Genomic DNA, 25,885 nt, shown 5'->3' on the forward strand with positions numbered 1-25,885 from the left:
GGGTACCCACTTGCCTGGCTCACCGCGTTCCGTACTTGTGATGCGGCTCGGCTCTGTCGCGACGCGAAACTGTCGCGATGTTTCGCTGCAAGGCATCGTGACGAGAGCGTCGAGAGCCGACGCTGCGGACTCCATGCCGCCGAGTCGTCAGCGGCCGAGAGCCTTGCGCAGCTCCTGCTTGTTCATCGACGACCGCCCGTCGATGTTGCGCTTCTTCGCCTCCGCGTACAGCTGATCCTTCGTCGGTCCCTGCGCGCCGGTGTGCGAGCGTTCCCCGCCACGCTGCGGGGCCGACTTCTTGTCCTGTGTGGAGGTCTTGCCGGCCGACTTCGATTCGCCCGACCGGGCGCGTTCCTTGTTGACGGTGCGCGCAGCGATCTCTTTCGCCCGGCCCTTCGAAGCACCACGCTCTTCGGCGCTCTCCTTGATGTGCTCATACTGCCGTTCCCGCTTGGGACTTGAACCTGTGGGCATCGTCTGCCTCCTTGCCCCTCAAGCGACGTCTATGTGTCGAGTACCCGAAACGTCGCGGGTCATCGGCATCAAGAACACGCCACGGCGCCTGGGGCGCAACAGCAGGCCAACAGCGGTCCTGGAGGGCCCGGAGCTCTCATAGGCTATCCAGGGCGCCGCGCGTGAGTCTGATCGCCATCTCGCACGTGAGGTGAACGAGCGTCAGATCAGCGTCCATGGCCGGAATGAGCGGGCACTACGTGCACTCGCATGTCTCCGTCACGCACCCCTGGGCCACTCGAGCGGAGCCCACACACATCCTGGTGAGGAGCGTCGTCATGGGGGTGCCCGTGTGCAACCCGTCGGACGGTGGCCAGGAATCCTGCGCTGGCTCAGGCGGTCATCACCAATAGTGCCGCCTGCCACCCACAGAGTGACCAACAGCTCCGAGGACCCACAGGATGGCGCCTATCACCAACAGGACAACCCCGATGGTCCACAGTATGGAAATTCCAGTCACAAATCCGATGACAAGCAGGATGACACCGAGGATGACCATCAGCCTCTCCAATCCCAGACAGACACTTTCAATTATGCGCCTCTCTACGATTCGGGGCTGGATGTCATCCAGTGGAGCAAATCGCTTCAGCTATGAAGTCATTGCACTTGCGGAATCTGAGGCGGCAGGTGCGTTGTCGCAGCGACACGAACGAAGCGAAGGAAGCGTTCGTCCATGCGTTGTGTTCCTGGCGACGAGCAGTCTGCGGCACCCGACAACGGAGCGTCTCGCGACCGATGCCGTCCGAGCTTGCTCTGAGTTATTGGTGCCGCGACGGGAGATGCGGGGTGATGCAGCGCGAGCGGAGCCATCGACGTCAGGCGACGTACGTCTTCACACTAGGTCGCCAGACGCTCGCCAGCAGCACGACGCAGCCGTCGCCGACGCCTGTCCTGCTGGGCGTACGTGACGCCTAACGGCATTTCCACATGGGCAAGTTGGCCTGCGATCCGTGCGAACCGCTCGACCACATGCGAAACCCACCTACCCGCCGGTGGGTGGGCTCTGCGGGACAGATTTCAGGCGCCTCCGCGGCCGTGGAAGCCTGGCGGCAGCTGGACAGATGCCGAGCATGCGCGGCTTCATGCTGTCACTGATGCTTTCGCCGGCCGCACCGAGGGCATCTGTGAACGCTGTGGTGGGGACGGCTCACTGCGTGGGAGCCGACGGGCCCACCTCGTGCTGTGTGATCGTTTGCGAGAACGCTCGTTTCGGAGCACAGACTCTGACGGGTGCTGGTTGCTCGTCAATCGGGCATAGGGCGGCGGCCTGCGCCGTGCTGACGTTCGGGGGGCCAGGGCACTCTGCCACCACTGCACGACTCAGTGAGAAGAGCAGTGGTGGGATACCCGCCACCGTATGCGAATCGACAACAACGGTCGCCGGTGGTTACAGGCCCGGGCAAATGACTCATCGATCTGTACGTCGTGGCGCTTCTCCGCACCGCCCTGTGCCTGCCACGCGATATCGTGCGGCAGGCTCACAGGTAGTCTTCATCAACCGCGGAAGATGTCCTTCCCCTTCTCCTTGGCCTGGCGTGCATCCCCCTTGGCCTTCTCCGCGCGACCCTTAGCGGTCATCTCTTCATTGCCTATCGCGCGCCCGGTCGTTTCCTTCACCTTTCCCTTCACTTGCTCCTTCTTGGCTTTGGCCTTCTGGTTCCCAGCCACAGCGCGCTCCCGTCCCAACCCCGTCAAGGGAGTTGTCCTTCTCTGCACCTAACCGCAAAGTACCCCTCATAGCTATTGTCAAGCCCACCGTGGTGGCTTTTACACAGAAATTCAAAAAATGGAGTTCGTACCACTACGCTGAGCCAACGACCGTGCGACGCAGACCGGCCGTCGCCTCGCCTTATGCCGATTGCCCGGGATCACGGGCGAGGGTTGATGCGCCGTCCAGCATGGTCGGACACCGCCGGCCACCGAAGGGCGCTGAGAGCTACCGCTCCACCCAAATGTGCTGCGCCGCCGGACCCAGGAAAGATGTCCGGGCCGGTGACGCGCGAACGCGCAGACGGCCTAGTACTCCAGCCGTACTTCTCCATTACTGCTAGTCAACGGCATGGGTCTGGGGAGTGTAGCGGGGTGGGTTTGGGCGATCCTGGCGGACCGTCTCGCGAACGTGTGACCGCGCCACATTTAATGTGACCGCGCCGCATGTAGTGACAACAGACCGAGCAGTCCGTAGACGTGATCAACGGCGTGCCCACGAGCGTCTGGGGCCGTGAACTTGAGAATCTGTTCCTGCGGTTCGGATCCTGTTTCGTCCGGGTAGAGCCACAACGCCGGAAGCCGGATTACGTGCGTGGGCTGCTGGGCCCGGTGGGGCGCAAGAACGGCTGACAGCTCGCCGAGTACGCCGGTCATGCCACCCCGGACGGGCTTCAGCACGACTGGGCCGCCGCCCGGCTGCCCGCCGTCTGGGAGTTCGACGGCGACGAACCCACCCGGCAACGCCGGCAGCCCCGGGTGACCGGGCAGGCTTCCGGGGCTGCCGGCCCAGGTGGCGTGGTGCGGGGCCCCGGGGGAAGGCCCGCCGCGCCACGCCGGTCTATCGGGTCGGCCACGGACAGTGGCTCACGAGCATGTTCCACTCCTGGTCGACCTGACTGGGCACGACACGCCCCGCCGCGGTCCACCGGGCTGCCAGCGCCGTGTAGATCGGCTCGTTCGCCGGGGGGCACAACGGCTTCACCCGAGCGGACGGGCGGGGCGCTGGCGGGCACCGGCCGCAGCGTCGTGGGCATCGTCCCACCAACGCGCGAGGCCGCTTGAGGTCACCGGCCCTGGTTGCCGCGCTGGGCGAGGGCGGCACGGGCCTGCCCGTCGTCGAGCAGCAGGGAGAACTCCGGACAGGGCGATGCGCTGCACGTCCTCTGCGGTGAGCGGCTCGTCGCCACTGCGGCGGGCGTGAGCGAGCTCGGCCGCCCCCAGGGCAAGCAGTTCCTCGCGCACGTGCTGCTCGTGGGGGTGGTCGTTGTGGAGGGCGGCCAGGACCTGGCGCCACAGGCCGCTCATGCTCCCCGCCTGTCACGTGGCGCGGGGAGGGCCGGGGCGCTGGCGTCCTGCGGACTCTCCACCTGGTCGTCCTCGTCGTGGTGCACCTCGAAGGGGCCAGGCATTTCGAGGAAGGCGCCGAGAACGGGAGCGCCCTTCGCGCGAAACGGCGGATCGTGGATCACGTTCGTCCAGGTCAGGACTGCGGGCGGCACCTCCGCGGCCCTGCAAAGGGGTGCCGGCCTCGGTGAGGATGTAGTGCACGAACCCATACGACCTGCCGGTGCTCTCGGCGAGGATGCGGACGGTGGCACCGCCGTCGTACGCGGTCTTGAGTGACGAGGTACCGCGCCCGCCAAGGACCACGCTGCACGCAGCGTGGCAAGGGGCGTGGGGCCCGCTCGACCGGCTGACGTTGCGGCGCCAAACCTCCTGCCCAAGGCGTATTGCTTTTGATTACAAACCAAGCTATATGGGATTTATAGGGCACGGCCGCACGGTGAGAGGGGGTACTCCCGTTGGTGCTGTTACGTTCCAGGCCCTCCGCAGACTCGATCGGCTCGCCGACGGGGCACCCGCAAAGGCCGGGTGCCGCCGTGACGCTTGCGGCGCTGGACCGGGAGGTCACCGCGTGCAGGATGGCCGCCGCGTGGGCGGAGGCCATCCGCTGACGTCGCCCGCGGGCCCTCAGCCGCCCGCGACGGTGGGCGTTCCCGACACAGGCTGAGGGGGTGAAGTTGATGGACTGGCTGAGAGTGTCGTCCCGTCGCCACGGTGGATGGACGGTCGTCGAGGTGAGCGGTGAGCTCGACATCGCTACCCAGAACCAGCTCGGCGACCACCTCGAAGAGGTCATCGCCGAGCGCACCCCGGCACAGGTCGTTGTGGACATGTCCGGGTTGGACTTCTGCGATGCGAGCGGCCTGAGCGTCCTGGTCGCCGCGCACCACGCGGCCAAGGACCGTCAGGGCCAGCTGCGCCTGGTATGCCCGCAGCGGCGCATCCGGCGCCTCCTGCACATCACGGACTTGACCGACGTGATGCCCGTCGTCGACACCGTCGCCCAAGCCACCGCTACGGTGAAGGAAGGCGAGAAGGAGGTGCTCCGACCATGGCCCGGCTTACGGCCCGAGGTGACGAGTTGATCGTCAGACTGACCTGGTGGGAGAAGATCGTCGCACGCCGAGGCGACGTCAAGGTGCCACTCTCCGCGGTGACAAAGGCGACCGTTGAGCCCTCCTGGCGCCCCGTCCTGCGCGGCACACCCGGCCAGGGCATGTGGATCCCAGGCGCACTCTGCCTCGGTGTCCGGGAGCACGCGGGAACGCAGGATTTCGTCGCGATCCGCCCCCGCAAACTCCCGGCGACCTGCATCGATCTCCACTCAACGGCCTCGCCGTTCGCCCGTATCGTCATCTCAGACCGGGTCCCCCAGGCGACAGCGGCCCTGGTGCGCACCACCCTGAACCGGCTCACCGACGACTCCGGCCGACTGAACGTCCCCACCGCGCCGGCGCCCAAGCCCGCCTGGCTTCCCGGGAGCTCGCCCTCGCCGTGTCCGTCGGCCGGCCCCTGAGCTGAGCCCCGGCCCTACCGGACCGCCGCGAAGCCGACCGCCCCGCGGAGCGGTCAGCGGTTCAGCGGTTCAGCGGTTCAGCGGTTCAGCGGTTCAGCGGTGACAAGCATGTGGGCCTCGGACGGACGCCTATTGGACCGCGCGCCCAAGGATGGATCGGCTACACCACATGGCGGGACGCCATCTACACCTGTCGCCGTCCAGCCTGTGTTGGCGCCGGTTTGTGCTGGACGGATGTTTGACGTCCTCCCTGCACGCGAGGCCTCCCGAAAGATCGGCGCCGTCCCGTGCTGCCGGGCGTCAACACCCGTCGAAAGATGGCTCGTCGGTGTTGGTGATGCGAGCCCGGCGGCTCCGAAACCGGCGTGGGCCTCGCGGCTGACGCGCACGCAGCTGCAGGCTGTACTCAAGCGCGCCGGCCGCCAACGCGGCATCGAGACCGAGGCCGACCGGCCCCGGGAGATCCTCCGCGCCAACTGGGCGCACCAGCCATCGCTGGTGGAGGACGCGCTCCGCAAGCAGATGCTCGCGCTCTTGGTCCAATTGGAGGCCGCCTGCACCGTCCCAGCGAGACCGTCTGATCGAGATCCGCGACAACCTGCTCGATCGGATCGCCGAAGCTCAGCGCGAAGGCTGAATCGGAGAGGTCGAGGGCTTGGAGGTCAGCCTGGCCAGCGCCGAGGAGAAGCCGGCCCAGCTCCATAAGCCAACCACCGTGAACCTCGGCATGCCCGATCTCAGCCGAATCGCCGGGCGCACGGTCACTACCAATCCGGGTGACCTCTCGCCAGCAGGCAGTAGTTTCAGAGAAAGCCGCCAACCACGACGACCGCAACGAGGCTCACCTTGGTCGTCCCACCGGATCGGAGAAAGATGCAGCCCGGACAGCATGAAGAGGTGACCGACGCCGCAGAGCTTCCGGCACGGCTGCAGAACGTTTACTGGATTGGTGGCGGGAGTGGTGCAGGCAAGTCGACCATCGCACGCCGACTCGCCGATCGCTACGGCTGGCGCCTCTACGCAACCGACGACGTGATGCATGATCACGCGATGCGGACCACCCCCGAAGAGGCCCCCCACCTGCACAAGTTCATGGCCATGGACATGGACGAGCGATGGGTGAGCCGGACTCCGGAGGTCATGCTTGAGACCTTCCACTGGTTTCAAGGCGAGGGCTTCGGCCTGATCATTCAAGATCTCCTTCGCCTGCCGCAGGAGCCATGCGTCATCGTCGAGGGATTTCGGCTGCTGCCGCACCTCGTGAAACCTCTGCTTGCTGCTCCTGAGCACGCACTCTGGCTTCTTCCCACACCCGATTTCCGCCAGGCCGCCATCCGAAGTCGGTCGTTACCAGGGCAAGGGTTTGCATGGAAGACCAGCGATCCCGCAAAGGCTGGCCGCAACATTGCGGAACGTGACCACATGTTCACAATACGCCTAGAGGAGGAAACCGAGCGTCTCCAACTGCACACCATCCACGTCGAGACCACGATGACCGAAGACGATCTCACTGAGCAGGTGACCACCGCGTTCGGACTCTGACGTCGGCTGACCCAACCCCATGCGAGCTTTAGTTCGGAGAAGGATTGCTCTGCGCCTTGTTTAACCCGGACTCTCCAGGAATGCCCGCACCCCAGCGGTTACCCCAAGGCCGATTACATGCCCCCCGGCCGCGCACCTGGCGCTAACGTAACCGTCGCGCCTGGCGTGGAAGCCGAAGGAGTCCACCCGCGCCAGGAAGGTCCAATTGCTCGGCTTCGACCCGTTCGAGGAGTGGATGCCGGATGCCGGACCCGTGGATTGGCATGGACTTCACCGAGGACGAGCCAGAGCTGGGGCCGGAGGGCTTCCTGTGACGGCCCTGACGCGAACGGCGTCCTCTGGCGCGACAGGCATGCCTCTCAGCCCCTAACGTCGACGCAGGACGTCTGTACGCGACGTGCCTACGGCCCCGCGCTGCCACGCCAACCGCGCGCGGGGCCCCAACGGCTCCTGGGGCCCGTTCCCGAGGGCGGGCCTCAGGGCAGTTCTTGCGCAGCGTAGGCCAGCGCGCATCCCCGGCTCGACCGCCGCAGGCTGGCCAGGTGGAGTACGGCCTTCGCCGTAGCGGACCGCCTGCGAATGGGGAGCGGATCACTCTCCATCCCCGCCCCGCGCGATCAATCACCGGTCTTGCCGGATATTACGTTCGCGGCCACGGAAGTCACCAGGATGGTGCGAGTGCCACGGCCGTCCGTCGTGGCCCGCCGTCAGATCAAGATGCGGAGCCACTTCCCGATCAGCGTCACCACGACGCCTCCAGCGGTGTAGGCGGCGCCCAGCAGCGCGTGCCAGACGCCCTTTTCGTCTCCTCAACGAACCTGAACATCTAATTCGCCCCGGATATCGGCCGGTTGGTTACCTCCTGGTGTCCGAGCCGGATTCCGAGACCTTGGCTCATCAGCGGATGACGGCTTGTTCCAACAGGTCTTGGAGGGCGCGCTGTTGCTCAGGTGTGAGTCCGGCCAGCGGCGAGTCCTGGGCGAGGAGTTCGAGGAGCCGTTCACGGAGGGCCGCGCCCTCCTCGGTGAGGATGAGGTGCTTTGCGCGGCGGTCGGTGGGGTGGGCGCGGCGCTCGACCAGGCCGAGCTTCTCGACCTTGTCGATGACGAAGGTGGCGTTGGAGGGCTCGCAGCTCATGCGTTCGGCGAGCTCTCGCATGGTCATGGGCCCGGTCATCTCCCGCAGCGCAGTCGCCTGGGCCGGGGTGAGGCCGAGCGCGACGGCACGGACGCGTACGTGATTGGCGATCTGCTGGGCAAGTGCGCCCACCAGACCGCAGATCTCCCGCTCGGCGATGGCGTGCGGTTCCGGAAGCGTCGTCATCACCCCACCCTAGCAAGTTCATCAAGTCAGAATAATTAGAGCTTGAATGATTTGAGCTTGACGCATATGGTGACGCCGTCGCTGAGACCCACGGAGACGACACGACGCCGCACCAGGAGAGGAAGAACCATGGCGAACTCTGCACTGGACCGCACCGACCGGTTGCGCAGGCCGGCAAGAATCCGCTCGCTGCAACTGGGCGACACGAAGGTCTCGTACGTACCGGACGGCGATGTACGGCTCCGGCCACGGGCCCTGTTCCCGGACACCACCGATGAGGTGTGGGCTGCCCACCCGGAACTTCTGGACGCCTCGGGCCATCTCGTGGCAAGTATCGGCGCCCTGCTGGTGGAGCACGGTGATCGCGCCCTGCTGATCGATGCAGGTTTCGGACCGCAGAGGCTCCCCGCGGCTCCGGAGGGCCCGCGCGGCGTCATTCATGGGGGCGCGCTCCTGGAGAGCCTGGCCCAGCTCGGCCGTGGGTCGGAAACGGTCGAGGCAATCGCATTCACCCACCTCCACCCCGACCACCTGGGCTGGGCCTGGCATCCTGCCCCGGGCGGTGCTCGGCCCGCCTTCGCCCATGCCGACTACCTGGTGTCCGCGCCAGAATGGGCCCAGCGCGACCTGCTGAAGGAGCAGGGCATGACCGCAGAGGTCACAGCCCTGGCGCCGCTGGTGCGTCCCGTGGCGGACGGACAGGAGATCTTCCCGGGCGTACACGCGCGGATATCCGCAGGTCACACGGCCGGGCACGCCGAGTACGTCATCACTTCGGGCGGGCGGCGACTGATCGCCTTCGGCGATTCCCTGCACTCGCCGATCCAGGTTGACCACCCTGAATGGTCCTCGGCCTTCGATCACGACCCCGTGGGGGCCGCCGATCACCGCCGCCGTCTCGTCGTCGAACTGGAAGAGCCCGACACAATCGGCTTCGGCGGCCACTTCGCCGACGCGGTCTTCGGACAGGTCCGGCAGAGCGACAGCGGCCCTGCCTGGCGCCCCCTGGACGCCCGCCCCAAGGGTGATGACCAGTGACGACAGCGATCGCGCGCTGCTCGTGGATTCGCGCGCTCCGGGACGACGATGCGGGTGAACCACACCTACGGACGCGGCGGCGCGCTCGCCTACCTGCCCGCCTACGACGTCCACCGCGCGAAGGTGTTCGGCCGCTGCGAGGAGACCACCGGCATCGACCCGTTCATGAACCTGGTCGCCCAGGTCATGAGCCAGGAGCTCTACGCCAGAGACAAGCGGGGGATCAACATGCCGTGGATCAGGGGGAGTTCGCCGCAGTGGTCGAGCCACGGGCCGCGGGTGGCCAGGCGTGGGTGCATCCGGTCCCAGGCGAGCGGCCGTCCCGTAGTGGTTGGTGTCGCAGGCGGTGGTCCGGTCGGGGGTGTGCCAGGAGTCGGGCTTGGAGAAGGTGAGGACGCCGCCATGCATGCGGGGCTGCCCGCCGTGCGGGGTGGAGAGGCGAGGGGCTGCGTCGCGGAGCATGACCCCGGTCCGAGCGAAGCCGGCCGACCAGTTCGACGGGCAGATCCGCCAGGACGAAGGCGAGGCGGGTGACGTCGTAGCCGGCGTCCATCACGACGAGGATGTCCGCGTCACCGGGCTTCCACTGCCTGGCGTGGATGAGGCGGGGGACGACATCGCGGAGCTGGGTAGCGGCCACCGCGGTGGCATCGTCGGCCGGCCCCAGCCTGATCGCGTCGCGCAGGGCGGTCCAGGAGGTGCGTCCCGATTCCAGGGCGGCGACGAAAGGATAGAGCCATCCCGGGATGAACTGATCCGAGCCGCGGCCGCGGCCGTAGACGTGGCAGAACAGCAGGTCCGGGCTGGTCGGGGCATCGGGTCGCAGCCAGTTGCTCACATCGACCGCGAGAACGATCCGCCCGTCTGCCGCACGCGGCACCGGCGTTGCGGCGAGGAGTCTGCACAGGCGGCGGGGTTCCAGCCAGCCGTGGTTGACCGCGTCGTACATCGCCCCGTGCCCACGCCGGTGCTCGGCCGTCAGCGTGAGCCCGACCAGCGACGTCACCGGACCGTCCGCGCACAGCACCGCGTCGGTCAGCTCGAAGAGCGAGTCCGCCCGCTGGTAGAGGCAGTCGTAGAACTCGATACGAAAGTGGGACAGCACGCCCAACGCGGCGTCTGCGGGACCTGCAGGAGCCAGACTCTTCACAGCGGCCGTTCCTTCACGCGACGTTGCTCGACACCTCGAAGCGTGAAGAACGGCCGTCCTGCTGTCTCAGGAAGAAGCCGAGATCAACAGGTCGGGTGAACCGGCGAGGTTAAACAAAAAGCTTAGAGCTTCCTTGTCATGAACTTACTGTTCGGGTCGGTCTGGTAGTCAGCGAACGGTTCGCAGTGGACGAACCCGAACTTCTCGTACAGCTTCCTAGCTGGCAGGAAGAACTCGGCCGTGCCCGTCTCCAGGCTCAGCCTCGTGAAACCCATCCGCTTGGCCTCGGTGATGATGTGCTCCAGCAGCAGGGACGCGATCCCGCTCCGCTCCCGCGCCGGCATGGTACGCATCGACTTCAGCTCCGCGTGCCCCCCGTCCAGCCTCTTGATCGCACCGCAGCCCACCAGGGTGTCACCATCCCTCACTGACCAGAACGTGACCTCGGGCTTGCGGAGGGCATCGAGATCAACGGCGTGCTTGCTCTCCGGAGGCGTGATGGACCGCATCTGCTGGACATGCTCATCGAGAAAGCCGACGATCTCAGGGCCGGATAGGTCGTCTACCACGATCTTCACTTTGGTTTCTCCTTCTGCAGGTCACTCGGTGCCACGGGTGCCGCTTCGCCCGTCAGTTGGAGACTTTCGGCGGCCGATACGTGTCATGGCGCTGAAACGAGTAGGTGAATGGCGAGCGCCGTGATCAGGGTGCTGGAGGCCATGGCGGTGATGAGTCGCCCGTGACTGCCGGCCAGAGTTCGGCCGAGTAATGCTCCGCCGCCGGCGAGAAGCAGTTGCCAACTGGCGGATGCTGCGAAGGCGGCGAGGACGAATAGGACCTGTTCCAGGCGGTCTGGAGCCGTCGCGGTCTGGCTGCCGAGCACGAGTGCCGCGAAGTAGATCATGGTCATGGGGTTAATCATCGTAATTCCCAGCAGCCCCATATAGGCCCGTGCGGGGCTGAGGGGGACCTCACCGGCCCGAGCTGCCGTCTGCCGCCTACGATGCCGACGGATTGCCGCCGCGCCGCTGCGCGCCGCCAGTGCGATGAGCACCAAGGCCGAGACCCATCGCAGCGGAAGGGCGATCGGCTCGATGACGGGGATGAGCGCGGAGCCTCCAAGCACGGCAATCAGCGCGTAGAGGCCGTCGGCGGTTGCGACACCCAGTGCAGCACAAGCACCGATCTTCAGAGACGTCCGGGCTGCCAGAGCTACAAGGTAGGTCGCGACCGCTCCCACAGGCACGGCGATGCCGTAGCCAGCAAGGAGTCCCGCGACCAGGGCGGCGATCACGAGTGCGCGAGCGTCGGCTTCCACAGTCGGCCGGGCTGCTGCTGGACTCGCGCCGAACGGGCGGTCGAGGTCAGCGGCATGAAGGCGGTGATCGTGGTCATGGGTAGATCTTGTGGGCATCGCGGCCGCCGGGACAACTCAATTTCGAGAGCGGCGTTGTCGGCAATGATCGCTGTATCTCATGGCACCGACGCCGGCCGTCAGCGCCGCCGCAGGTCAGCGCCGATGGCGAGGGAGCAAGGTGAGCAGACCTGGGGAACGGGTTAGCGGCGGTGAGGATTTTCAAGGCTCTGACCGGAGTTCCGTGAAGCCGCAGGCCAGCGTGGGAATGCCGGAAGGATTCAGCAAGGGACTTCTCAGGGGGTGTGGAGGTCTGGCTCCACCGGCTGACGTTCGCGCATCTGCCGCTCGGGACGCACGATCGGGGGTCCACGGTCATCGCGACCTGGCGCGGCCGGTCGCTGTGCCGCGGGCACGAGGTGCCCGTGCCCGCGTCCCCCGAGCCGGTCCCCGACTGGTGCCGATGACCCAACCCCTGTTGCTTGCCCCCGAGTTGGGGCAAGCCTCGCAGGCGTCGAGCAGCATCGGATCGCTGCTGCGTCCGCTTCGCTGAATGCCCTCTGAGAGAGCACCATCAATCTCCCCAGGCTCTGCACGGCCTCGTTCGCCATGCCGGCGACCGGGGCCTCCTTGTCGCCCGCCCTTGCCGGCGGGCGTATGCCGCCGTCCGGGAGTCTGCCCGACCGCGCGGTGTCCTTGCCCTCCAACTGCCATGCCCCGATTCCGCATGCCCCGACGAAGGAGACCGCCCACGCCTCTTCCCAGCCCGCGCACTCGATGACCGGGGCGTCGACGGACGCCCCCATACGCCAACCGCGGCACCGCAGGATCAAAGTGCTGCTGTGGCGGGCATCGCCCTGCGCGGCCTCGGCCGCAGGCGCCGGCCTTGCCATGCTCGGCGTGGACTGGCTTCACGCCTTGCCTCGTGCGCGCTCGGCCGACCGCTCGACCGAGGGCGCCATCAGCCCTGCGACAAGGAACGACACGACCGTCGCCGCCTGCGGGTAGGGCGATGCGGCCGTGGGCAGCCCAGACAGCGGCCGCCCGTACGTCTCCAGCACAAGGGCTTCCCGTCGCGGGTCTGCCGGCGGACGACCTGGGCGACGACATGGAAGAGCCCCGCGGACCTCGGGATCCGCGCTCGCGATCGCCCTCGGAGGGCGCCACCGCAAGCAGAGCGATGACCTGGCCGTTCGGCCGCTGGTATTGCCGGATGCTGAGGTGAGTCAACTCGGTGAGCGGTAGCCGCTCTGTCCGGGTCGCCGGCGGGCAGGCCATGTAGTCGTGCCGTTCGTGGATCATGAATGCCCGGCCGGTGAGCTGGTCGAAGGCGTGCACGATCGGCTGGTAGGCGGTGCCTTGGCCGTGAGAACCGGATCGAAGTCGGATATTCGGTGTCTGCCCGCCTCATGAGGACGCAAGATGGTGCGCATGACTTTGGCCACCCCCATACTGCACACCGCTCGCCTGCGACTGCGCCCCTTCACCGACACCGACGCAGACCCCCTCTTCGCGCTGCACAACAGCAGCCACGTGATGCGCTACTGGGATTCCCCGCCGTGGAACGAGCGGGCCCGCGCCCATCGCTTCATCGCGATGTGCCGGAAGATGGCGGACGAAGGCACCGGGGCACGGGTGGCCATCGACCGTGCCTCTGACGGTGCCTTCGTCGGCTGGTGCGGTGTGACCGAATGGAACCCGGACTACCGCAGCGCATCGTTGGGCTACTGCCTCGACGATGCGATGTGGGGCCACGGCTACGCGACGGAGACCGCGCACGCCGTGCTGCAATGGGCATTCGACACACTGGACCTGAATCGGGTTCAGGCCGAGACCGATACGCGCAACCTGGCATCTGCCCGGGTCCTGGAGAAGATCGGATTCGTGCGTGAAGGGACGTTGCGGGAGGACTGCGTCGTGAACGGCGAGGTATCCGACTCGTGGGTATTCGGATTGATCAGGCGAGAGTGGCGGCCGTCGCCGCTCTCAGTTCCAGCCCGCTAAGCGGATGTTAGTCCCTTTCCGGTAGCGGTCTCGTCCGGGTTGAGTGAGGAAGCCCTGGCGGACGAGGCAGCCGAGGCGGCTGCGGGTGACGTTGACGGTCGCCTCGTCGGCGGGCATGCCGAGGATTTCGTGCAGCTCACGGGCTCGGGATGTCTGGCCGGGGCGCTGGCTGAAGGCGTACACGATGGCCTGGTAGGCGGTGGTCGACTCTGCCGGTTCGGAGTCTTCTTCGGCCGGTGCGAGTTCGGTGATGCCCTTCCGGGTGGTGGCGCCAGGTCCGCGAGTCGCGCTTCGGTCCCGGCCAGGATCGCGGTCAAGTGCTCGATCTGGCCGCGTAGTTCACCGGCCCGGTCCGTGGTCTCGACGTGCTGGGCCTGGAGGTTGGCCAGGAGCTCGGTGACGTTCACGCGGCCAGCTTGAGGATGTCACGCCAGGTGGGGGCGGATGTGGTGAGGCGGCGGGCCATGTTCGCGATGGAGGCAAAGTAGACGCGTGGGGCGAAAGTCTCAGGTCGGTGGTCTCGCGGGCCAGGGCGGCGGTGCAGCATCAGCGTGCCGTTGACCTGCTCCACGATCCACCTCTTCGGCTGCGGGACGAAGCCCGGGCCCTGGTCTTGGGGGTTGCGGCGGACGACCTCGACGTCGATGTCCAACAACGCGCCGTGGATGATGACTTGATCCTTGAATCCCTGGTCCACCAGGGCCTTCTCCAGGCGCGTCCCGCACCGCGTCGCCGCATGGTCGAGCACGGCGGCGCCGGCGGCGTTGTCGTGGGCGGATGCGGCCAGCACCACGACGCCGATGATCAGCCCCAGAACGTCGACGGCCAGTGCTCGCTTGCGCCCCGAGTCTTCTTGTTGCCGTCCAGTCCCGTCGTGGTCTTCGGGACACCCGCGGCCGCGCGGGTGGACTGGGTGCCGGTGATCACGCGAGACGGGTCCTCTAATCGCCGGGCCCTCTCCCGTAACTGACAGTGTCTTCGGTTCCTGGATCCGCTGGTCTAACCCGCCCTCGCGCCCCAGGCCGAAGAAGTAGAACACCGCCGACCAGGTCGGCAAGTCGTGGGGCAGATATCGCCACTGACAGCCCGTCCGGTTCTGATAGAGGATCGCGTTGACGACTTCCCTCAGGTCGCAGGATCCCGGATCTCCGGTCGCTCACCGCGCCACCCGGTCCTGCTTCCAGGCCGTGATCATCGGCTCGATCAACGCCCACTGCTCGTTTGCTGAGTCGCTCGGGTACGGCCCTCGCTCCATACCCGCATCTCAACCTGGACAGGCCCAGCAGACGACCTGCACGGCGATCAGTCCCAGGACCGAGCAATCACGAACCGAGGAAGACCGGACTTAACGTCCACTGAGGGCCTGGGTCAGCAGCCGGTTGCCTTCGCCTCGATCACGAAGCTCTTGGGAGTGTCCCGGACCACGATCTACAAGTGCGTACCCGAACTCGCCGCCGGACGGGACTCTCTGATCACCGGCCCCACCCCGGCACTGCCCGCTCCTCGCGCCTGACCCGCGCAAGAACGGCCCCTCAGCCGAGGGGCCGTTCGTCGTTTCTCCCTGCGAGTAGCAACTGTGGTCCGCTACTCCTGGGCTCCCTGACGTAGGACTGCCGCATGAGCGCGGGCTTCGTCAGCCTGTTGTGCGCACTCCGGGCGCCGGTCCTCGACGGCGATACGTTCCAGCAACGCCGCCTTGCGTTCGATGACGGCTGCGCGTTCGCCTGGTTCGGCATCGAGAGCGCGCAGAGGCTGCACCGGACGTCGTCGGCGAGGACGTGCTGCGGCCGGGCGGGCGGGCGGGTTGTCGTCGCGGAATTCCGCCCGCCGCGGGGCGGGTTCGCCCGCCATGCGGCGTCCAGCGTTGTCCTCGGAGGTAGCCATCCCCGGCTATCCGCGGGCGGTGCTGCCACCGGAACCGAAGCTGATATCGCTCGCGCCGGATCCGACGTTGATGCCACCTGTGCCGGCACTGATGGTGTTGCCTGCCCCCATGCCGGCGGAGCCGCCCGGGTTGGGTTGTGCGGGGACCGTGTGCACGGAGACCTGTGTCGGCCCGGTCCGTACCGACACCTGCGGCGTGGTCGGTGTGGTGCCGCGTGGCGCCGTGATGGTGACGCGCAGCGGTGTCTTCGGCAGGAAGACGTGGACGCGGTTGTTGTCGACGTTGAACCGGTGGGCTCGGCGGAATTCGACGTGCTTGACGAAGTGGTGCCGGAAGAAGTCGTGGTGCCGGCGGACGTCACACCGCACGATCTTGCGGATGACGATGAGTCGGCCGTGGTCCTTCTTCACGATGATGACGACCGTCCGGTGGCCGAAGCGGCAGAACTCGTGACTCCGCTCGACGACCACGATCACCCGGTGCCCCTTGGGGTCCGGGGTGGCGGCGGCCGGACCGGCCAGGGCAACACCCGCGGTACTGGCGATGGCGCTCGCCACCACGACGGCGGCACCACGACGAAGGATGGGGGCGCTCATGGTTGCGGCCCTCCTTAGTTGAACTTCGCTGCAGAGGAATAGCTGTGGCGGAATATGAGACGAAGTAGCCGCGCGCCCACCTCAGCCGTCTCGCTACCGAGGGGGTTTTCGTCCCATCCGCGGCCTTGTGCGGATCGTTCGGCCACTCGCCCCACCGCGCAGGGGACTTGGACTGTAGCCCGTAATGGATGTGTCTATGGATATACGCTGCTGCCACGAAATAAGTTCATGATTCATTCGAAGCAGAAGTGAAGTCGGCCCGGCTTCATGACCGATCATGAACCGTTTGCCAGCCCGTCGCGTATACCCCACATGAGGCTGGCTCGTCGGCCCTGGCGGACGCCCAGCGGCCCCAGCCCAACAGTTCCCGTCGGCGTGCACGGCCCCATCGGAGTCCCACCCGCAGGCACCTGCGCGGCGTTGGTCTGCCGTCGGCGGTGCCTGGTCAGGAGGTCTGATGTCTTCCCGTTCCGCCGCCGCAACGCCGGCAGGGGTTGCCGTCTGCTGCGCGCTACTCAGCGCCGTGGTCCACCTCGTCATCGCCCCCGAGCACCTTGCGGAGACGTTGTACATAGGAATCCTGTTCATTGCCGGCGGCGTGGCGCTGCTCGTCACTGCCGGCGCCCTGGCGCTACGGAACTCCGTAACGGCATGGTGGGCCGGCGCCCTGGTCAGCGGTGGCATGATCCTTGGCTTCGCCCTCTCGCGCACCACCGGGCTGCCCGGTTACCACGAACAGGGCTGGGACCCCCCGTACGGAGTTTTGTCGATCACCGCTGAAGGCATGTATCTGGTCGCCTTCTTCGCCTGGTACGGCACTCGGTCGGCGCACGCCCCCTTCGCCCCGTTCCGAAGGAAGGTGCCCGTGGGCAGATGACAGCGCCGCAGGAACCGAAGGTGATGGTCCCCCGGCGCCACCAGGGGGAGGGACCGCCTCGGCCCGTGGATGCGGCGGCGGGATCGGGAGAGAATGTGAGGGTGATTTTCCGTGGCCGTCTGGCAATCCGCCGGCCGGGGCGGACCGTATATCAAGGTATGCAGAGGTTCCGGTTCCCGGTCGGCCGCCTCCCGGACGAGGCTCTGCTGTCCGGGCTGGCAACGGGCGACCCCGAGCTCGCCGCCACCTTCGTGCGGCGGTTCCAGCACACCGTCTTCGGCGTCGCCATCGCAGTCCTCGGCGATCCACAACTCGCCGAGGACGTCTCCCAGCAGACGTTCGAGCGGGCGTGGCGGCACGCGCAGATCTACGACTCCCGCCGCGGATCGGTGACGACATGGCTGACGGCCATCGCGCACAACCTCGCTATCGACGTCGCCCGAGCGCGCCGACCGGTGCCCGTGGCCCCTGAAGACCTCGACACGCTCCTCGACGTCGTGACCGACACCGCTACGCCTGAGCAGCTGGCCCTGGCCGACGAAGCATCGGCGGCCCTGCGTACCGCCCTGGCGCAGCTGCCACGCGAACAGGGCCGGGCTCTGGTGATGGCGGGCATCTACGGGATGACGGGCCAGCAGATCGCCGATGTGGAGCAGATCCCGCTGGGCACAGCCAAGACACGGATCAGGTCCGCCATGGGAAAGCTGCGGTCCACGCTCGTGTCTCCGAAGCGAGGCGACCATGGGTAATGACGTGACCTGCGAACAGCTGCGGGAGATCGGCGCCGAGCTGGCTCTGGGCGTCCTCCCGGGCCGTCAGCGGGCCGGGGCAATGGAGCATCTGGACCGCTGCGCGGACTGCCGGGAGTACGTCGAGCAGCTGACCCTCGTCGGCGACGGTCTGCTCGGTCTGCTTCCGGGCAGCGAGCCGCCGGCCGGGTTCGAAACCCGGGTGACGCGGCGGCTGCACCAGGCGGCGACACACGACGACCGCAGCCGCCTGCACGGCCGGGGACTCCTCCCTCGCAAAGGGTTCCGCAGCCGTGCCCGAGTGCGGCTCGCAGCCGCCGCGGCCGCGCTCGCGCTGGCCTTCGGGTTCGGCGGCTGGGCCGTCGGCACGGTCCTTTCGAATGAGGCGGCCGCTCCTTCCCGTCCCGCCGAGATCGGCGCCGGAATGCAGCATGCGCAGCTGACCACGGCAGGACACGGCCAGGAGCCTGTCGGCGAGATCTACCTCCATCGCGGGCCGCCGACCTGGGTCTACATGTCCGTTGACCTCGCGGACGCCGGCAACATGTACGGCGGGAAGGTCTCCTGCGTGCTGGTACACAAGGACGGCAGCACCGTACGCGTCGGTACCTTCACCCTGCACAACGGCTACGGCTACTGGGGAGCCCCGGCCTCCGTGAACCCGACCACGCTCTCCGGCGCCCGCCTGACCTCCCCCGACGGCACGGTGCTCGCCACCGCACATTTCGGGGCAGGGCAGCCCTGACTGTCGGTGCCCTGCTCAACACCGCCGCCGCATCCACCACACAACGCCGATGACGACCGCGCCGGTCGCAGTCGTGGTGAGATCCCGCGCACGAGGCCGAGGCCGGCGCAGCGCTGCGACGCAAGGGCTTCACCGTGGAGTTCGAGCTGCTGTGGGGGAAACTGACACCGGACTGGACCGTCGTCGGTGAGGGCGGCACGCCGGTCGCCTTGGTCGAGGTCCTCACTCACAGCCCGCAGCAGGGAACGTCCGCCCAGATGAAGGCTTGGCGCGCCTTGGTCGAGCGCCTCAAGCAGGTACCGGTCCCCGTCGTCCTGCCGGTGGCCGGTGCCCCCTCACGCCTACTCGACGCCCCCGATGCGCGCACCTCGAAGGAAATCCCTCAGGATCTGCGCCGGGCGCTGCCACCAGCGGCGGACGGATTCCACCGCGAATGCACCCGTGTCGTGGTCGGTCCCGACGCTGACCCAGCCGGTGTTGCGAGCGACGTCGTAAATCCAGTAGGTGATGACCACGGGCTGGTCACGGGTGATGAATGGGTGGCAGTCCACACGGATGGGGGTCTTGCCCGGCCGCCAGATGCGCTCCGGGCCGATCGCGGTTGCCGAGCCATTCGATGGCCTTGCTGTCCGCGCTGATCACCGGCTGGTTCTCTCCGAGGAAGGCCGCGGCGGCGGCGTTGATGTGCGTGAACTGAGCGTCGCGGTCCGGATGACTGGCGCCCGAGTCGATCGGCATGCTGAGCACCCCTTCACTGGGCATGGTTCTGCTCTGCGCTCAGCATGATCAATCAGTCCGGCGGTCGCGGCCCGACACAGCCGCATCACACCCGGATGGCGCCACCTCGAGCGCCAAGCCTCGCCCGACTCGTACCGCCCCGAGCACGCCCTGCAAGCGTCCTCGCTCACGCGCTCACGCGGGCGATCAACCAGGACTCGCCAGACCTCAAGAGCGCGGCGAGCCCCGATCAGACCCAGGCGTCAACGACGATCCTCGGTGTTCGACCTAGCGAGCGAAGGGAAGTCGGATGGCCCTGCCCTCGGTTGAGTGAGCCGCGCGCTGTTGGGCTGAGCTGGGCACAGCGCTGGCAGTGGGTGTGGGGGGCGAGGAGAAGCGGCGCGGCCGATGTGCCCCGACAGTTCGGAGTGCTCATGCCGCAGTGACGTGGGGGCGATGCTCTTGACCTCAGGTGCTCTTCTTCCGAGCGCAGGGAACGAACTCGCAAGGGCAACGGCTGCGTTGGCAGTTACGTTTGATTCTGCGTCAGCCCCTGACGGTGATCCGATCAATCCATACGTTGCTGGCTCATTGAGCTGCCCGTCACGCTGGAGTGACCGCCGCTGCGACTGATACATCCCACGAATGAGCGATCTGCGCCGTAGTCAGTTCCTGCTTCCGAGGAACGCTATGACACTCGAACGAATCACCCGGCGGCTCCGGGCCGCCATGCGTGCGGGCTGCCGGTGTGCTTGCAGGCAGCCTGATTCCGCAATCCGGGGCCTCCGGGACCGCCGCCGCGCCATCAGCGGCCTGGGCACCCGGCGAACACGCCGTCCAGGCCCGTGAGCGCACCTCCGGTTACGCCGCGCTCGGCTGCTCTCGGACGCACGGTGCGGCCCAACCGCCCTCACACACCGAGGGTCGCCGCGCCCTCCTCCCCTCAAGGAAGGCAACATGATGCGCAGACACTTCATGGCCCTGCCCGCAGTCGCGCTCGCGTGGTGCTGTGTCGTCGCCTCCCCCGCGAGCGCGGCGGCGATCTGGGACGGAGATGCCACGCAGGACACCGGCGTGTTCCCGACCGTAGAGTGCAACGCGCCCGGCAGCCTCGTCACGGCCGCGCAGACCGACGGTCACGGAACGGTGTTCCGCTACACCAAGGGCACGACGGAGTGGCGGTGCGAGTCGCGTGGCATCAAAGCCGACGGGTGCAAGTACGTGTTCCAGAACAACGCGACGTACTACCTGGGCTGGGAGAGCAAGGTCGACACCGTCACTCTGCCGAACAGTGGTGACTTCGTCGTCTTCCAGTGGAAGTCGTATCCCGAGGCGGACCAGAACTATCCGCTGCTGATGACGTTCAAGAACGGGGCGATCCACGTCTACTACGTGGCCCCGGGCGAGGTGCGGCACGAGATCTGGTCCGCGCCCGTCGCCGTCCTCGACTGGCACCGCTTCGCGGTGGGGATCCACACGTCGGACTCGACGACGGGCGGCTGGGTGGAGCTGTGGTTCGACGGCGTCAAGCAGACGTTCAACAACGGTGCACAACACTACGTCGGGCGGACGTGGGACAGCGCCAACGAGCCCAAGTGGGGTGTGTACGACCGCGACAACACAACCGACCAGATCATCAACCGAGTCGACAGCCAGAAAGTCGGCACCACATACGGGGACGTCGACTGAAACCCCACACCCGCACCTGCCACACTCGGTTCCAACCAAGCAAGAAGCCCGGTCCGTGCATCCGTCCAGAAGAACCCTCCTGCGCGCCACGGCTCTGACCGGCGCCGCAGTGAGTCTCGCTCTCACCACCACAGCGCCCGCGCACTCCTCCACAGCCCCACCGTCGTCCTCGCCTCGTCCGAGAAGATCGGCACAGCATCACGGTTCCGCGTCCTGCCCGGGAAGACATCAGCGGACTGATCACCGACGCCGCCGACCCCCACCACGCAGTAGTCGAGTTGCTTACAGCACGCGGCGTGGAGCCCTGACAGCCGGCGGAAAACTACGGGCCGAACAGCACGGGATCCCAGGAGATTCAACGCACCAGCCCACCACCTCGGTTCAACCATCCGCAGGAAATACAGGAATTGACAACTGCTCATCTGGGAATCCCGAGGCGCGAAATCAGGGACTCTCCATGAGCCCCATCGCCAGCCGCAGCCCTGCCACTTACCGAGGACCAACGAAACTGCGCACCGCCCGAACAACCTGGTCAGTCAGGACCCGAGTTCAGAACTCTGCAGGTCAAATGGCTGACACGCCACGCATTGTGCGCAGATTCATTGAGCCAACAACCTACCGCCCCACTCAACCAACGTGAACAACACCAGGTCAGGGACACAACGACTCCACAGGCCACTGAACGACGACAGCGCTCTACCGGCGGACCGCCGAGATCAGTCCGCCGGGCCGCTCCTCGCGCTGCGGCGGGGTGCTGATCGGGCGGCCGTAGGCGGCAGCACGCTCACGCAGGGTGTGGCTGCCGGCCTCCCAGCCGTGCCCGGCTAGCCAGCCCACCGGGTCGTCGGGCATCTCCGAGACCCACATGGACGCCGGCGATCCCGGCACGGCGTCCACGCCGAAGCGCTCGATCACGCCGCGCGAGCCCAACGTCAGTCCCATCCGACTGCCTGCCGCCGACCGCGCGCTGATCCGGGCCAGCAGCAGCTCCACCGCGTCCTCGGGCAGATAGATCAGCAGTCCTTCGGCGATCCACACGGTCGGCACCGCCGGGTCGTGCCCTGCGGCGGCCAGCGCGCCTGGCCAGTCCTCACGCAGATCCACCTCGACGGTGATCCGCTCGCAGCGTGCGACGGCCCGCTCCTGGCGCAGCACCGACGCCTTGAAATCCAGCGGCGCGGCGGTGTCGACCTCGAACAGCCGGGTGCCCTCGGGCCAGTCCATCCGAAAGGCCCGGCTGTCCATGCCCGCGCCGAGCAGCACGACCTGCCGGACCCCGGACGCGCAGGCCTCCTGCAACAGGTCGTCGAGGAACCTCGTCCTGATGACGATGGAGAACGCCACGCCCAGCCGGCGGCGTCGCGCGGCCTCGTCACCGGGCAGCGGCGGCGAGGAGAGCCCCCGGCCGCCGGCGGTGGCGAAGGCCTGTGCCAGTGGGTCACGGAACAGCGCGTTCTCCCGCTCGCTCTCCAGCGCCCGCACCCTGGCCACCCCCACCGCCGTGGCCCACACCCCCGACGGCTTCACCTGCTCCTCCTCATCAGCCACCGCGCCAGCCTAGATGACCGATTCCAAGGGAGCCTGATGAGGGTAGAGCCAGGTTCATGCGCGGCCGGCCCGTCATGCTCACACTGACCGCCTACGACCACTAGGGCCTTTCCGATGGATCGCGCAATGGCGTTCATGGATGCGCAGTCGTCCCCGGTAGCTCAGGGCGGCTGGAATGCTCAGGTGCTGAACTGGGCACAGATCTACGACTGCTACGGGGACATCGATCGCGTCCCCGGGCTCCTGACGCAGGCCGAGCGCGACGACGAAGCCGAGGCGTGGGATGAGCTGGGTTACCGGCTGATCCTCGAGACCGACTTGGTGTGCCCCGCCAGCCTTGCCGCACTGCCGCGTCTGATGCGTCTGATGCGTCTGATGCGTCTGATGCGTCTGATGCGTCTGATGCGTCAAGGGTCGGAGAGCGCGAGGGCTCGTGGGCTGGCCGAGGCGATCGTCCGGTGCGCGGCAGGAGGCCACGGCTGCGACGATCTGCTGGCTGGCTGTGCCGAAGCGATCGCGGAGTTCCGTGAGCTGCTGGGGCACCTGCGGTCGCAGCCACACGACTACGCCGCGGCCTTCCGCGACTTGATCGCGGTCGAAGGGCACTACCACTGGAGTGTGGTCCTGGGGGACTTCTCCCTCGGCCCGCCCTCTCCCACAGGCACGCACAAGCATCGCAACGGTCACCGCCGGCGGGACATGACGGCATGGGCCCTACTTCGGGTGGAGACGTACGGCCATCCCGGCAGCCGGCCAAGCCGAGCCGCGCCGATCATCCTTTGGTGCGCAGCCGCCGAACTGCCCGGCACCCCGCACACGCCCGGCCAACCCGCACCCGCCGCACGGGCTTCGGGGGCGACTTCCTTCCACGAAGTCATGTTGCGTCCATCGGCGAGGCCGGCGGCGATGAGGAGTTGAGGGCCGTTGCAGAGGGCGGCGATGGGCCTGCCGGTCTTCGCGAACTGCTGGACGAAGGAGACGGCCTGCGGGTCCTCGCGTAGTGCGGTGGGGGCGAGGCCGCCGGGGATGAACAGGAGGTCGTAGGCATCGACGTTGGCAGTGGCCAGCAGGCGGGTCTCCTGCAATTGCGTCCCGCGGAAGGCGGTCAGGATGGTGCCGCCGGGCGTCAGGACAGCAACGTCGTACCCTTCTTCGGCGAAGCGGTAGTAGGGGTAGAAGAACTCGATGTCCTCCACCTTGTCGGCGGTCAGGACACGGTGAGGCCCTGGCTGCCCAGAGTGACGGTTCTCATTGCTCTTGATTCCCTTTCCACGGCGTCGCCTCGAAGCCCTATCGACAGCGCATCTCAAGACGCGCCGTAGCCCTGACGGTTCCCCGCGAGCTGGCCCACCAACATCACGCCGAGGCCGACCACCAGTACCACGCTGCCGATCAGGGTGCCCCATGCCCGGGTGCCGGGGTCGCTGATGACCAGGAAGATGGCCTGCCAGCACAGCGCGAAGGCAACCACCAACTGTCCCCAGCCATAGAGACGGGGGTTACGGACTCGGCGCCGGTTCATGGGAAGCACCCAGCCACGGGTCACCGCTGCCACACCAAGAACGGCAAAGAGCAAGGCCAGCAGCACAAGAGGTATAGCGACGAAAAGCTCCACGGTCTCACTCCTGGGCGCCGGACCCACGCCGCACACCAGCGTGATCATGGCACCCCCCGCGACGCGCGTCCACGGGGTGGGGAATTACGTGAACTTACCCCTGGGGAATAACGTGATCGTTCACACACCACGACATGACGAGTTGTACCTGCCAGCACCTCAACCACCAGACCCGACCATGCGACGTCGTCACGTACGACTCGCCGCCAGACGTGCGGACCCTGCGGCCCAGTCCGGCCTTCGCAACATGGCGAGCCACCTCCGCCGCGACGGGAGCCCTCAACGCCTGCGACAGAACCCCGCTCCCATCAGGCAGCGGCACCGCCACCCGGTGCGGCCGAGCCGCCGGCCCCACCTACCCGACCACATCCGCGTCCACCTGTCCGAGTGCCTCACCTTCTGCCTTCACTGCACCAACACTTTGGGTTCAAGCGCCGATTGCTGTTTCGAACAGGGCGGGTCAGCAGTGAGTTCTGTGGAACGTCCTCGGCCGGTCCGCGGTCGTTGTGCTGGTCGGGTCAGGTGGCGAGCGGGCCGGGTAAGCCGGGCTCGTCGGCAATGGAGTTGGAGGGCGCCGCCGCCCTTGAGTCGGTGCACGCCTGGGACCACCCGGTACCGCGAGGAAGTGGGAGTCCGTGCCGGGAAACCGGATCTCCCCAAGGGCGGGGTCGGATTCACCTTCCTCGAGTACTGTGACTCTCCGTGATCGAATCCGAGATTGAGATCAGCGGAGACCTGGTCCGCGCCCTGCTGCGGGAGCAGCATCCGGACCTGGCCGAGCTGCCCATTCGCGAGGTGGCGGGCGGCTGGGGCAACCAGATGTGGCGGCTGGGGGACGATTTGGCCGTCCGGATGCAACGGATGGACACCTCCCCCGAGCCCCAGCTCAAGGAGCGCCGCTGGCTGCCGGTGCTGGCCCCGCGCCTGCCACTTGCGATTCCGACTCCGGTGCGGGCCGGCGCACCGTCCGAGCGGTTCCCCAAGGTGTGGACCGTCATGACATGGGTCGAGGGCACGCCGCTGGACCACGGCTCGATCACTCGCGGCGACCATGCGGCCGACACGCTGGCGGCCTTCCTCAAGGCGCTGCATGTGGCGGCGCCTACCGACGCCCCGGACGCCTCGGACTTCGGCGCTCACCCCAAGGAATGCACGGACGGCTTCGAGCATTTCCTGCAGGCCGTGGACCTCGGCCGCTTCGCCGAGGACGACATCCGGGCCGTGTGGGACGACGCGGTCGCAGCTCCCGAATGGGAGGGCCCGCGCGTGTGGGTGCACGGCGACCTGCACCCCGCCAACGTCGTCGTCACGGACGGCACGCTGGCGGGCGTCGTCGACTTCGGCGCCCTCTTCGCCGGCGACCCGGCATGGGACCTCGCGGCCGCCTGGCTACTGCTCCCCGTGGGCGGCGCCTCACGGTTCTTCGACAGCTACGCACAGGCGGATGAGGCGACAGTCCGACGGGCGCGCGGGCTGGCCGTGATGAAGAGCCTGTTCTTGATGCTGATGGGTCAGAACGGCGACCTCGGCCTGCCCGGCGGCAAGAGGGAGTGGGGGCCGGCAGGACGGTCGTCACTCGAACGTGCCTTGAAAGGCCTTTGACCTCGGGCAGACCGGCGGTCAGCATTGGTTCAGTCGTCAGCCTGATCGTCTCTCCTGCGTACCGCGCGCCGTGGGCTCGGGATGCCCAGGTCGACCGTTCGGGGCACCCCAGCCAAGCGCACTGCTTCGGCGTGCTTTTGCCGAAGCAGCGTGAGCGTCAGCTCGATGCCTTCGATCTCGCCGAGCCAGCCTTCGGCCTCGGCGCGGGCACGGCGGGCGAGGAGGTCGATCTCGATCTCCTCCAGCGGTGTGATCATCTGCGGGTTCATACGCACGCGGGCTGTCCCGTGCTGCCGCCCTCCGCAATTCCCTTGCTTGAACCCTGGTCCGAATTGGTGCGGCGCTGTTGGGCCACCTCAGGCTCCAGA

General features: G+C 67.3%; 24 protein-coding genes and 6 pseudogenes. 13 read left to right on the forward strand and 17 right to left on the reverse strand.

What is annotated here, in order from left to right:
• Window positions 1-147: 147 nt before the first annotated feature.
• The 3 genes from ACWIGU_RS38715 to ACWIGU_RS38725 all read right to left on the reverse strand — a co-directional run bounded on the left by ACWIGU_RS38715 (window position 148) and on the right by ACWIGU_RS38725 (window position 2,181).
• A complete protein-coding gene (locus ACWIGU_RS38715) occupies window positions 148-474 on the reverse strand; it encodes a plasmid stabilization protein (RefSeq protein WP_454406437.1) in 327 nt (108 codons plus the stop codon).
• 382 nt (window positions 475-856) lie between these two features.
• The gene (locus ACWIGU_RS38720) at window positions 857-1,012 is read right to left on the reverse strand and encodes a DUF6131 family protein (RefSeq protein ID WP_454406439.1); all 156 of its coding nucleotides are present in this window, start codon (window positions 1,010-1,012) and stop codon (window positions 857-859) included.
• 995 nt (window positions 1,013-2,007) lie between these two features.
• Window positions 2,008-2,181, reverse strand: a complete 174-nt coding sequence (locus ACWIGU_RS38725; protein ID WP_454406441.1) for a CsbD family protein — start codon at window positions 2,179-2,181, stop codon at window positions 2,008-2,010.
• A 531-nt stretch (window positions 2,182-2,712) separates the two neighbouring features.
• On the opposite strand from ACWIGU_RS38725, the pseudogene ACWIGU_RS38730 reads away from it, so the two are divergent.
• Window positions 2,713-2,922 (forward strand): annotated as a pseudogene (locus ACWIGU_RS38730) (IS701 family transposase); the annotation flags it as partial.
• Window positions 2,923-3,201: 279 nt separating this feature from the next.
• Here the strand turns inward: ACWIGU_RS38730 and ACWIGU_RS38735 are convergent.
• The gene (locus ACWIGU_RS38735) at window positions 3,202-3,528 is read right to left on the reverse strand and encodes a hypothetical protein (RefSeq protein WP_454406548.1); all 327 of its coding nucleotides are present in this window, start codon (window positions 3,526-3,528) and stop codon (window positions 3,202-3,204) included.
• 183 nt (window positions 3,529-3,711) lie between these two features.
• Window positions 3,712-3,849: pseudogene (locus ACWIGU_RS38740) on the reverse strand (helix-turn-helix domain-containing protein); the annotation flags it as partial.
• Window positions 3,850-4,247: 398 nt separating this feature from the next.
• Here ACWIGU_RS38740 and ACWIGU_RS38745 point away from each other — a divergent pair.
• The 4 genes and pseudogenes from ACWIGU_RS38745 (at window position 4,248) to ACWIGU_RS38760 (ending at window position 6,625) form a co-directional block, all read left to right on the forward strand.
• Entirely contained in the window at window positions 4,248-4,652 is a 405-nt protein-coding gene (locus tag ACWIGU_RS38745; RefSeq protein ID WP_454406443.1) for an STAS domain-containing protein, read from the forward strand.
• On the forward strand, window positions 4,619-5,083 hold the full coding sequence (locus ACWIGU_RS38750) for a hypothetical protein (RefSeq protein ID WP_454406445.1): 465 nt from the start codon (window positions 4,619-4,621) through the stop codon (window positions 5,081-5,083). Before ACWIGU_RS38745 ends, ACWIGU_RS38750 begins: the two co-directional genes overlap by 34 nt.
• Before the next feature lie 351 nt (window positions 5,084-5,434).
• Window positions 5,435-5,644: pseudogene (locus tag ACWIGU_RS38755) on the forward strand (IS110 family transposase); the annotation flags it as partial.
• A 336-nt stretch (window positions 5,645-5,980) separates the two neighbouring features.
• Entirely contained in the window at window positions 5,981-6,625 is a 645-nt protein-coding gene (locus tag ACWIGU_RS38760) for a hypothetical protein (RefSeq protein WP_454406447.1), read from the forward strand.
• 897 nt (window positions 6,626-7,522) lie between these two features.
• On the opposite strand, the gene ACWIGU_RS38765 is transcribed toward ACWIGU_RS38760, so the two are convergent.
• Entirely contained in the window at window positions 7,523-7,948 is a 426-nt protein-coding gene (locus tag ACWIGU_RS38765) for a MarR family winged helix-turn-helix transcriptional regulator (RefSeq protein WP_454406449.1), read from the reverse strand.
• Between the two features lie 129 nt (window positions 7,949-8,077).
• Here ACWIGU_RS38765 and ACWIGU_RS38770 point away from each other — a divergent pair, with 129 nt between their 5' ends.
• Window positions 8,078-8,986 (forward strand): MBL fold metallo-hydrolase, encoded by a 909-nt coding sequence (locus ACWIGU_RS38770; protein ID WP_454406451.1) that lies wholly within the window; start codon window positions 8,078-8,080, stop codon window positions 8,984-8,986.
• Between the two features lie 238 nt (window positions 8,987-9,224).
• Here ACWIGU_RS38770 and ACWIGU_RS38775 read toward each other — a convergent pair whose 3' ends face one another.
• The 3 genes from ACWIGU_RS38775 to ACWIGU_RS38785 all read right to left on the reverse strand — a co-directional run bounded on the left by ACWIGU_RS38775 (window position 9,225) and on the right by ACWIGU_RS38785 (window position 11,430).
• Window positions 9,225-10,136 carry a transposase gene (locus tag ACWIGU_RS38775; protein WP_454406453.1) on the reverse strand — a complete coding sequence of 304 codons (912 nt, stop codon included), beginning with the start codon at window positions 10,134-10,136 and terminating at the stop codon, window positions 9,225-9,227.
• A gap of 122 nt (window positions 10,137-10,258) precedes the next feature.
• Window positions 10,259-10,714, reverse strand: coding sequence for a GNAT family N-acetyltransferase (locus ACWIGU_RS38780; protein WP_454406455.1), 456 nt, complete (start codon window positions 10,712-10,714; stop codon window positions 10,259-10,261).
• 83 nt (window positions 10,715-10,797) lie between these two features.
• Entirely contained in the window at window positions 10,798-11,430 is a 633-nt protein-coding gene (locus tag ACWIGU_RS38785) for a LysE family transporter (protein WP_454406457.1), read from the reverse strand.
• Window positions 11,431-12,921: 1,491 nt separating this feature from the next.
• On the opposite strand from ACWIGU_RS38785, the gene ACWIGU_RS38790 reads away from it, so the two are divergent.
• Window positions 12,922-13,494, forward strand: coding sequence for a GNAT family N-acetyltransferase (locus ACWIGU_RS38790; RefSeq protein ID WP_454406459.1), 573 nt, complete (start codon window positions 12,922-12,924; stop codon window positions 13,492-13,494).
• On the opposite strand, the gene ACWIGU_RS38795 is transcribed toward ACWIGU_RS38790, so the two are convergent.
• The 3 genes and pseudogenes from ACWIGU_RS38795 to ACWIGU_RS38805 all read right to left on the reverse strand — a co-directional run bounded on the left by ACWIGU_RS38795 (window position 13,477) and on the right by ACWIGU_RS38805 (window position 15,975).
• Window positions 13,477-13,677 carry a hypothetical protein gene (locus tag ACWIGU_RS38795; protein ID WP_454406461.1) on the reverse strand — a complete coding sequence of 67 codons (201 nt, stop codon included), beginning with the start codon at window positions 13,675-13,677 and terminating at the stop codon, window positions 13,477-13,479. The two genes, ACWIGU_RS38790 and ACWIGU_RS38795, sit on opposite strands and share 18 nt — an antisense overlap.
• A 220-nt stretch (window positions 13,678-13,897) precedes the next feature.
• Window positions 13,898-14,749, reverse strand: a pseudogene (locus ACWIGU_RS38800) (IS5 family transposase).
• Between the two features lie 635 nt (window positions 14,750-15,384).
• On the reverse strand, window positions 15,385-15,975 hold the full coding sequence (locus tag ACWIGU_RS38805) for a hypothetical protein (protein WP_454406463.1): 591 nt from the start codon (window positions 15,973-15,975) through the stop codon (window positions 15,385-15,387).
• A gap of 457 nt (window positions 15,976-16,432) precedes the next feature.
• Between ACWIGU_RS38805 and ACWIGU_RS38810 the strand changes: the two genes are divergently transcribed.
• The 3 genes from ACWIGU_RS38810 to ACWIGU_RS38820 all read left to right on the forward strand — a co-directional run bounded on the left by ACWIGU_RS38810 (window position 16,433) and on the right by ACWIGU_RS38820 (window position 18,346).
• On the forward strand, window positions 16,433-16,852 hold the full coding sequence (locus tag ACWIGU_RS38810) for a hypothetical protein (protein WP_454406465.1): 420 nt from the start codon (window positions 16,433-16,435) through the stop codon (window positions 16,850-16,852).
• A gap of 158 nt (window positions 16,853-17,010) precedes the next feature.
• Window positions 17,011-17,601, forward strand: coding sequence for an RNA polymerase sigma factor (locus ACWIGU_RS38815; protein ID WP_454406467.1), 591 nt, complete (start codon window positions 17,011-17,013; stop codon window positions 17,599-17,601).
• Window positions 17,594-18,346: a zf-HC2 domain-containing protein gene (locus ACWIGU_RS38820; RefSeq protein ID WP_454406469.1), complete on the forward strand. Its 753-nt coding sequence runs from the start codon at window positions 17,594-17,596 to the stop codon at window positions 18,344-18,346. Before ACWIGU_RS38815 ends, ACWIGU_RS38820 begins: the two co-directional genes overlap by 8 nt.
• A gap of 401 nt (window positions 18,347-18,747) precedes the next feature.
• Here ACWIGU_RS38820 and ACWIGU_RS38825 read toward each other — a convergent pair.
• Window positions 18,748-19,069 (reverse strand): annotated as a pseudogene (locus tag ACWIGU_RS38825) (ISAzo13-like element transposase-related protein); the annotation flags it as partial.
• A 951-nt stretch (window positions 19,070-20,020) separates the two neighbouring features.
• Between ACWIGU_RS38825 and ACWIGU_RS38830 the strand changes: the two are divergent.
• Both ACWIGU_RS38830 and ACWIGU_RS38835 read left to right on the forward strand, forming a co-directional pair.
• Window positions 20,021-20,752 (forward strand): heparin lyase I family protein, encoded by a 732-nt coding sequence (locus ACWIGU_RS38830; RefSeq protein WP_454406471.1) that lies wholly within the window; start codon window positions 20,021-20,023, stop codon window positions 20,750-20,752.
• 159 nt (window positions 20,753-20,911) lie between these two features.
• Window positions 20,912-21,060 (forward strand): annotated as a pseudogene (locus ACWIGU_RS38835) (DeoR family transcriptional regulator); the annotation flags it as partial.
• A 388-nt stretch (window positions 21,061-21,448) separates the two neighbouring features.
• Here the strand turns inward: ACWIGU_RS38835 and ACWIGU_RS38840 are convergent.
• The 3 genes from ACWIGU_RS38840 to ACWIGU_RS38850 all read right to left on the reverse strand — a co-directional run bounded on the left by ACWIGU_RS38840 (window position 21,449) and on the right by ACWIGU_RS38850 (window position 23,915).
• Window positions 21,449-22,264, reverse strand: a complete 816-nt coding sequence (locus tag ACWIGU_RS38840) for a class I SAM-dependent methyltransferase (RefSeq protein WP_454406542.1) — start codon at window positions 22,262-22,264, stop codon at window positions 21,449-21,451.
• A gap of 719 nt (window positions 22,265-22,983) precedes the next feature.
• Window positions 22,984-23,706 (reverse strand): DJ-1/PfpI family protein, encoded by a 723-nt coding sequence (locus tag ACWIGU_RS38845; protein WP_454406473.1) that lies wholly within the window; start codon window positions 23,704-23,706, stop codon window positions 22,984-22,986.
• Window positions 23,607-23,915 (reverse strand): hypothetical protein, encoded by a 309-nt coding sequence (locus tag ACWIGU_RS38850; protein WP_454406543.1) that lies wholly within the window; start codon window positions 23,913-23,915, stop codon window positions 23,607-23,609. The genes ACWIGU_RS38845 and ACWIGU_RS38850 overlap by 100 nt, the downstream gene beginning before the upstream one ends.
• A 702-nt stretch (window positions 23,916-24,617) precedes the next feature.
• On the opposite strand from ACWIGU_RS38850, the gene ACWIGU_RS38855 reads away from it, so the two are divergent.
• A complete protein-coding gene (locus tag ACWIGU_RS38855; protein ID WP_454406475.1) occupies window positions 24,618-25,517 on the forward strand; it encodes an aminoglycoside phosphotransferase family protein in 900 nt (299 codons plus the stop codon).
• A 29-nt stretch (window positions 25,518-25,546) separates the two neighbouring features.
• Here ACWIGU_RS38855 and ACWIGU_RS38860 read toward each other — a convergent pair whose 3' ends face one another.
• Window positions 25,547-25,774, reverse strand: coding sequence for a recombinase (locus tag ACWIGU_RS38860; protein WP_454406477.1), 228 nt, complete (start codon window positions 25,772-25,774; stop codon window positions 25,547-25,549).
• Window positions 25,775-25,885: the final 111 nt, after the last annotated feature.

This window comes from Streptomyces sp. NPDC055400 (assembly GCF_053644375.1).

Coding starts and splice junctions, on each gene's coding strand:
- ACWIGU_RS38715 (WP_454406437.1), bottom strand. CDS start 474: ATGCCCACAGGTTCAAGTCCCAAGCGGGAACGGCAGTATGAGCACATC.
- ACWIGU_RS38720 (WP_454406439.1), bottom strand. CDS start 1,012: ATGGTCATCCTCGGTGTCATCCTGCTTGTCATCGGATTTGTGACTGGA.
- ACWIGU_RS38735 (WP_454406548.1), bottom strand. CDS start 3,528: ATGAGCGGCCTGTGGCGCCAGGTCCTGGCCGCCCTCCACAACGACCAC.
- ACWIGU_RS38745 (WP_454406443.1), top strand. CDS start 4,248: ATGGACTGGCTGAGAGTGTCGTCCCGTCGCCACGGTGGATGGACGGTC.
- ACWIGU_RS38750 (WP_454406445.1), top strand. CDS start 4,619: ATGGCCCGGCTTACGGCCCGAGGTGACGAGTTGATCGTCAGACTGACC.
- ACWIGU_RS38765 (WP_454406449.1), bottom strand. CDS start 7,948: ATGACGACGCTTCCGGAACCGCACGCCATCGCCGAGCGGGAGATCTGC.
- ACWIGU_RS38770 (WP_454406451.1), top strand. CDS start 8,078: ATGGCGAACTCTGCACTGGACCGCACCGACCGGTTGCGCAGGCCGGCA.
- ACWIGU_RS38790 (WP_454406459.1), top strand. CDS start 12,922: ATGACTTTGGCCACCCCCATACTGCACACCGCTCGCCTGCGACTGCGC.
- ACWIGU_RS38805 (WP_454406463.1), bottom strand. CDS start 15,975: ATGAGCGCCCCCATCCTTCGTCGTGGTGCCGCCGTCGTGGTGGCGAGC.
- ACWIGU_RS38810 (WP_454406465.1), top strand. CDS start 16,433: ATGTCTTCCCGTTCCGCCGCCGCAACGCCGGCAGGGGTTGCCGTCTGC.
- ACWIGU_RS38815 (WP_454406467.1), top strand. CDS start 17,011: ATGCAGAGGTTCCGGTTCCCGGTCGGCCGCCTCCCGGACGAGGCTCTG.
- ACWIGU_RS38820 (WP_454406469.1), top strand. CDS start 17,594: ATGGGTAATGACGTGACCTGCGAACAGCTGCGGGAGATCGGCGCCGAG.
- ACWIGU_RS38830 (WP_454406471.1), top strand. CDS start 20,021: ATGATGCGCAGACACTTCATGGCCCTGCCCGCAGTCGCGCTCGCGTGG.
- ACWIGU_RS38845 (WP_454406473.1), bottom strand. CDS start 23,706: ATGGGGCACCCTGATCGGCAGCGTGGTACTGGTGGTCGGCCTCGGCGT.
- ACWIGU_RS38860 (WP_454406477.1), bottom strand. CDS start 25,774: ATGATCACACCGCTGGAGGAGATCGAGATCGACCTCCTCGCCCGCCGT.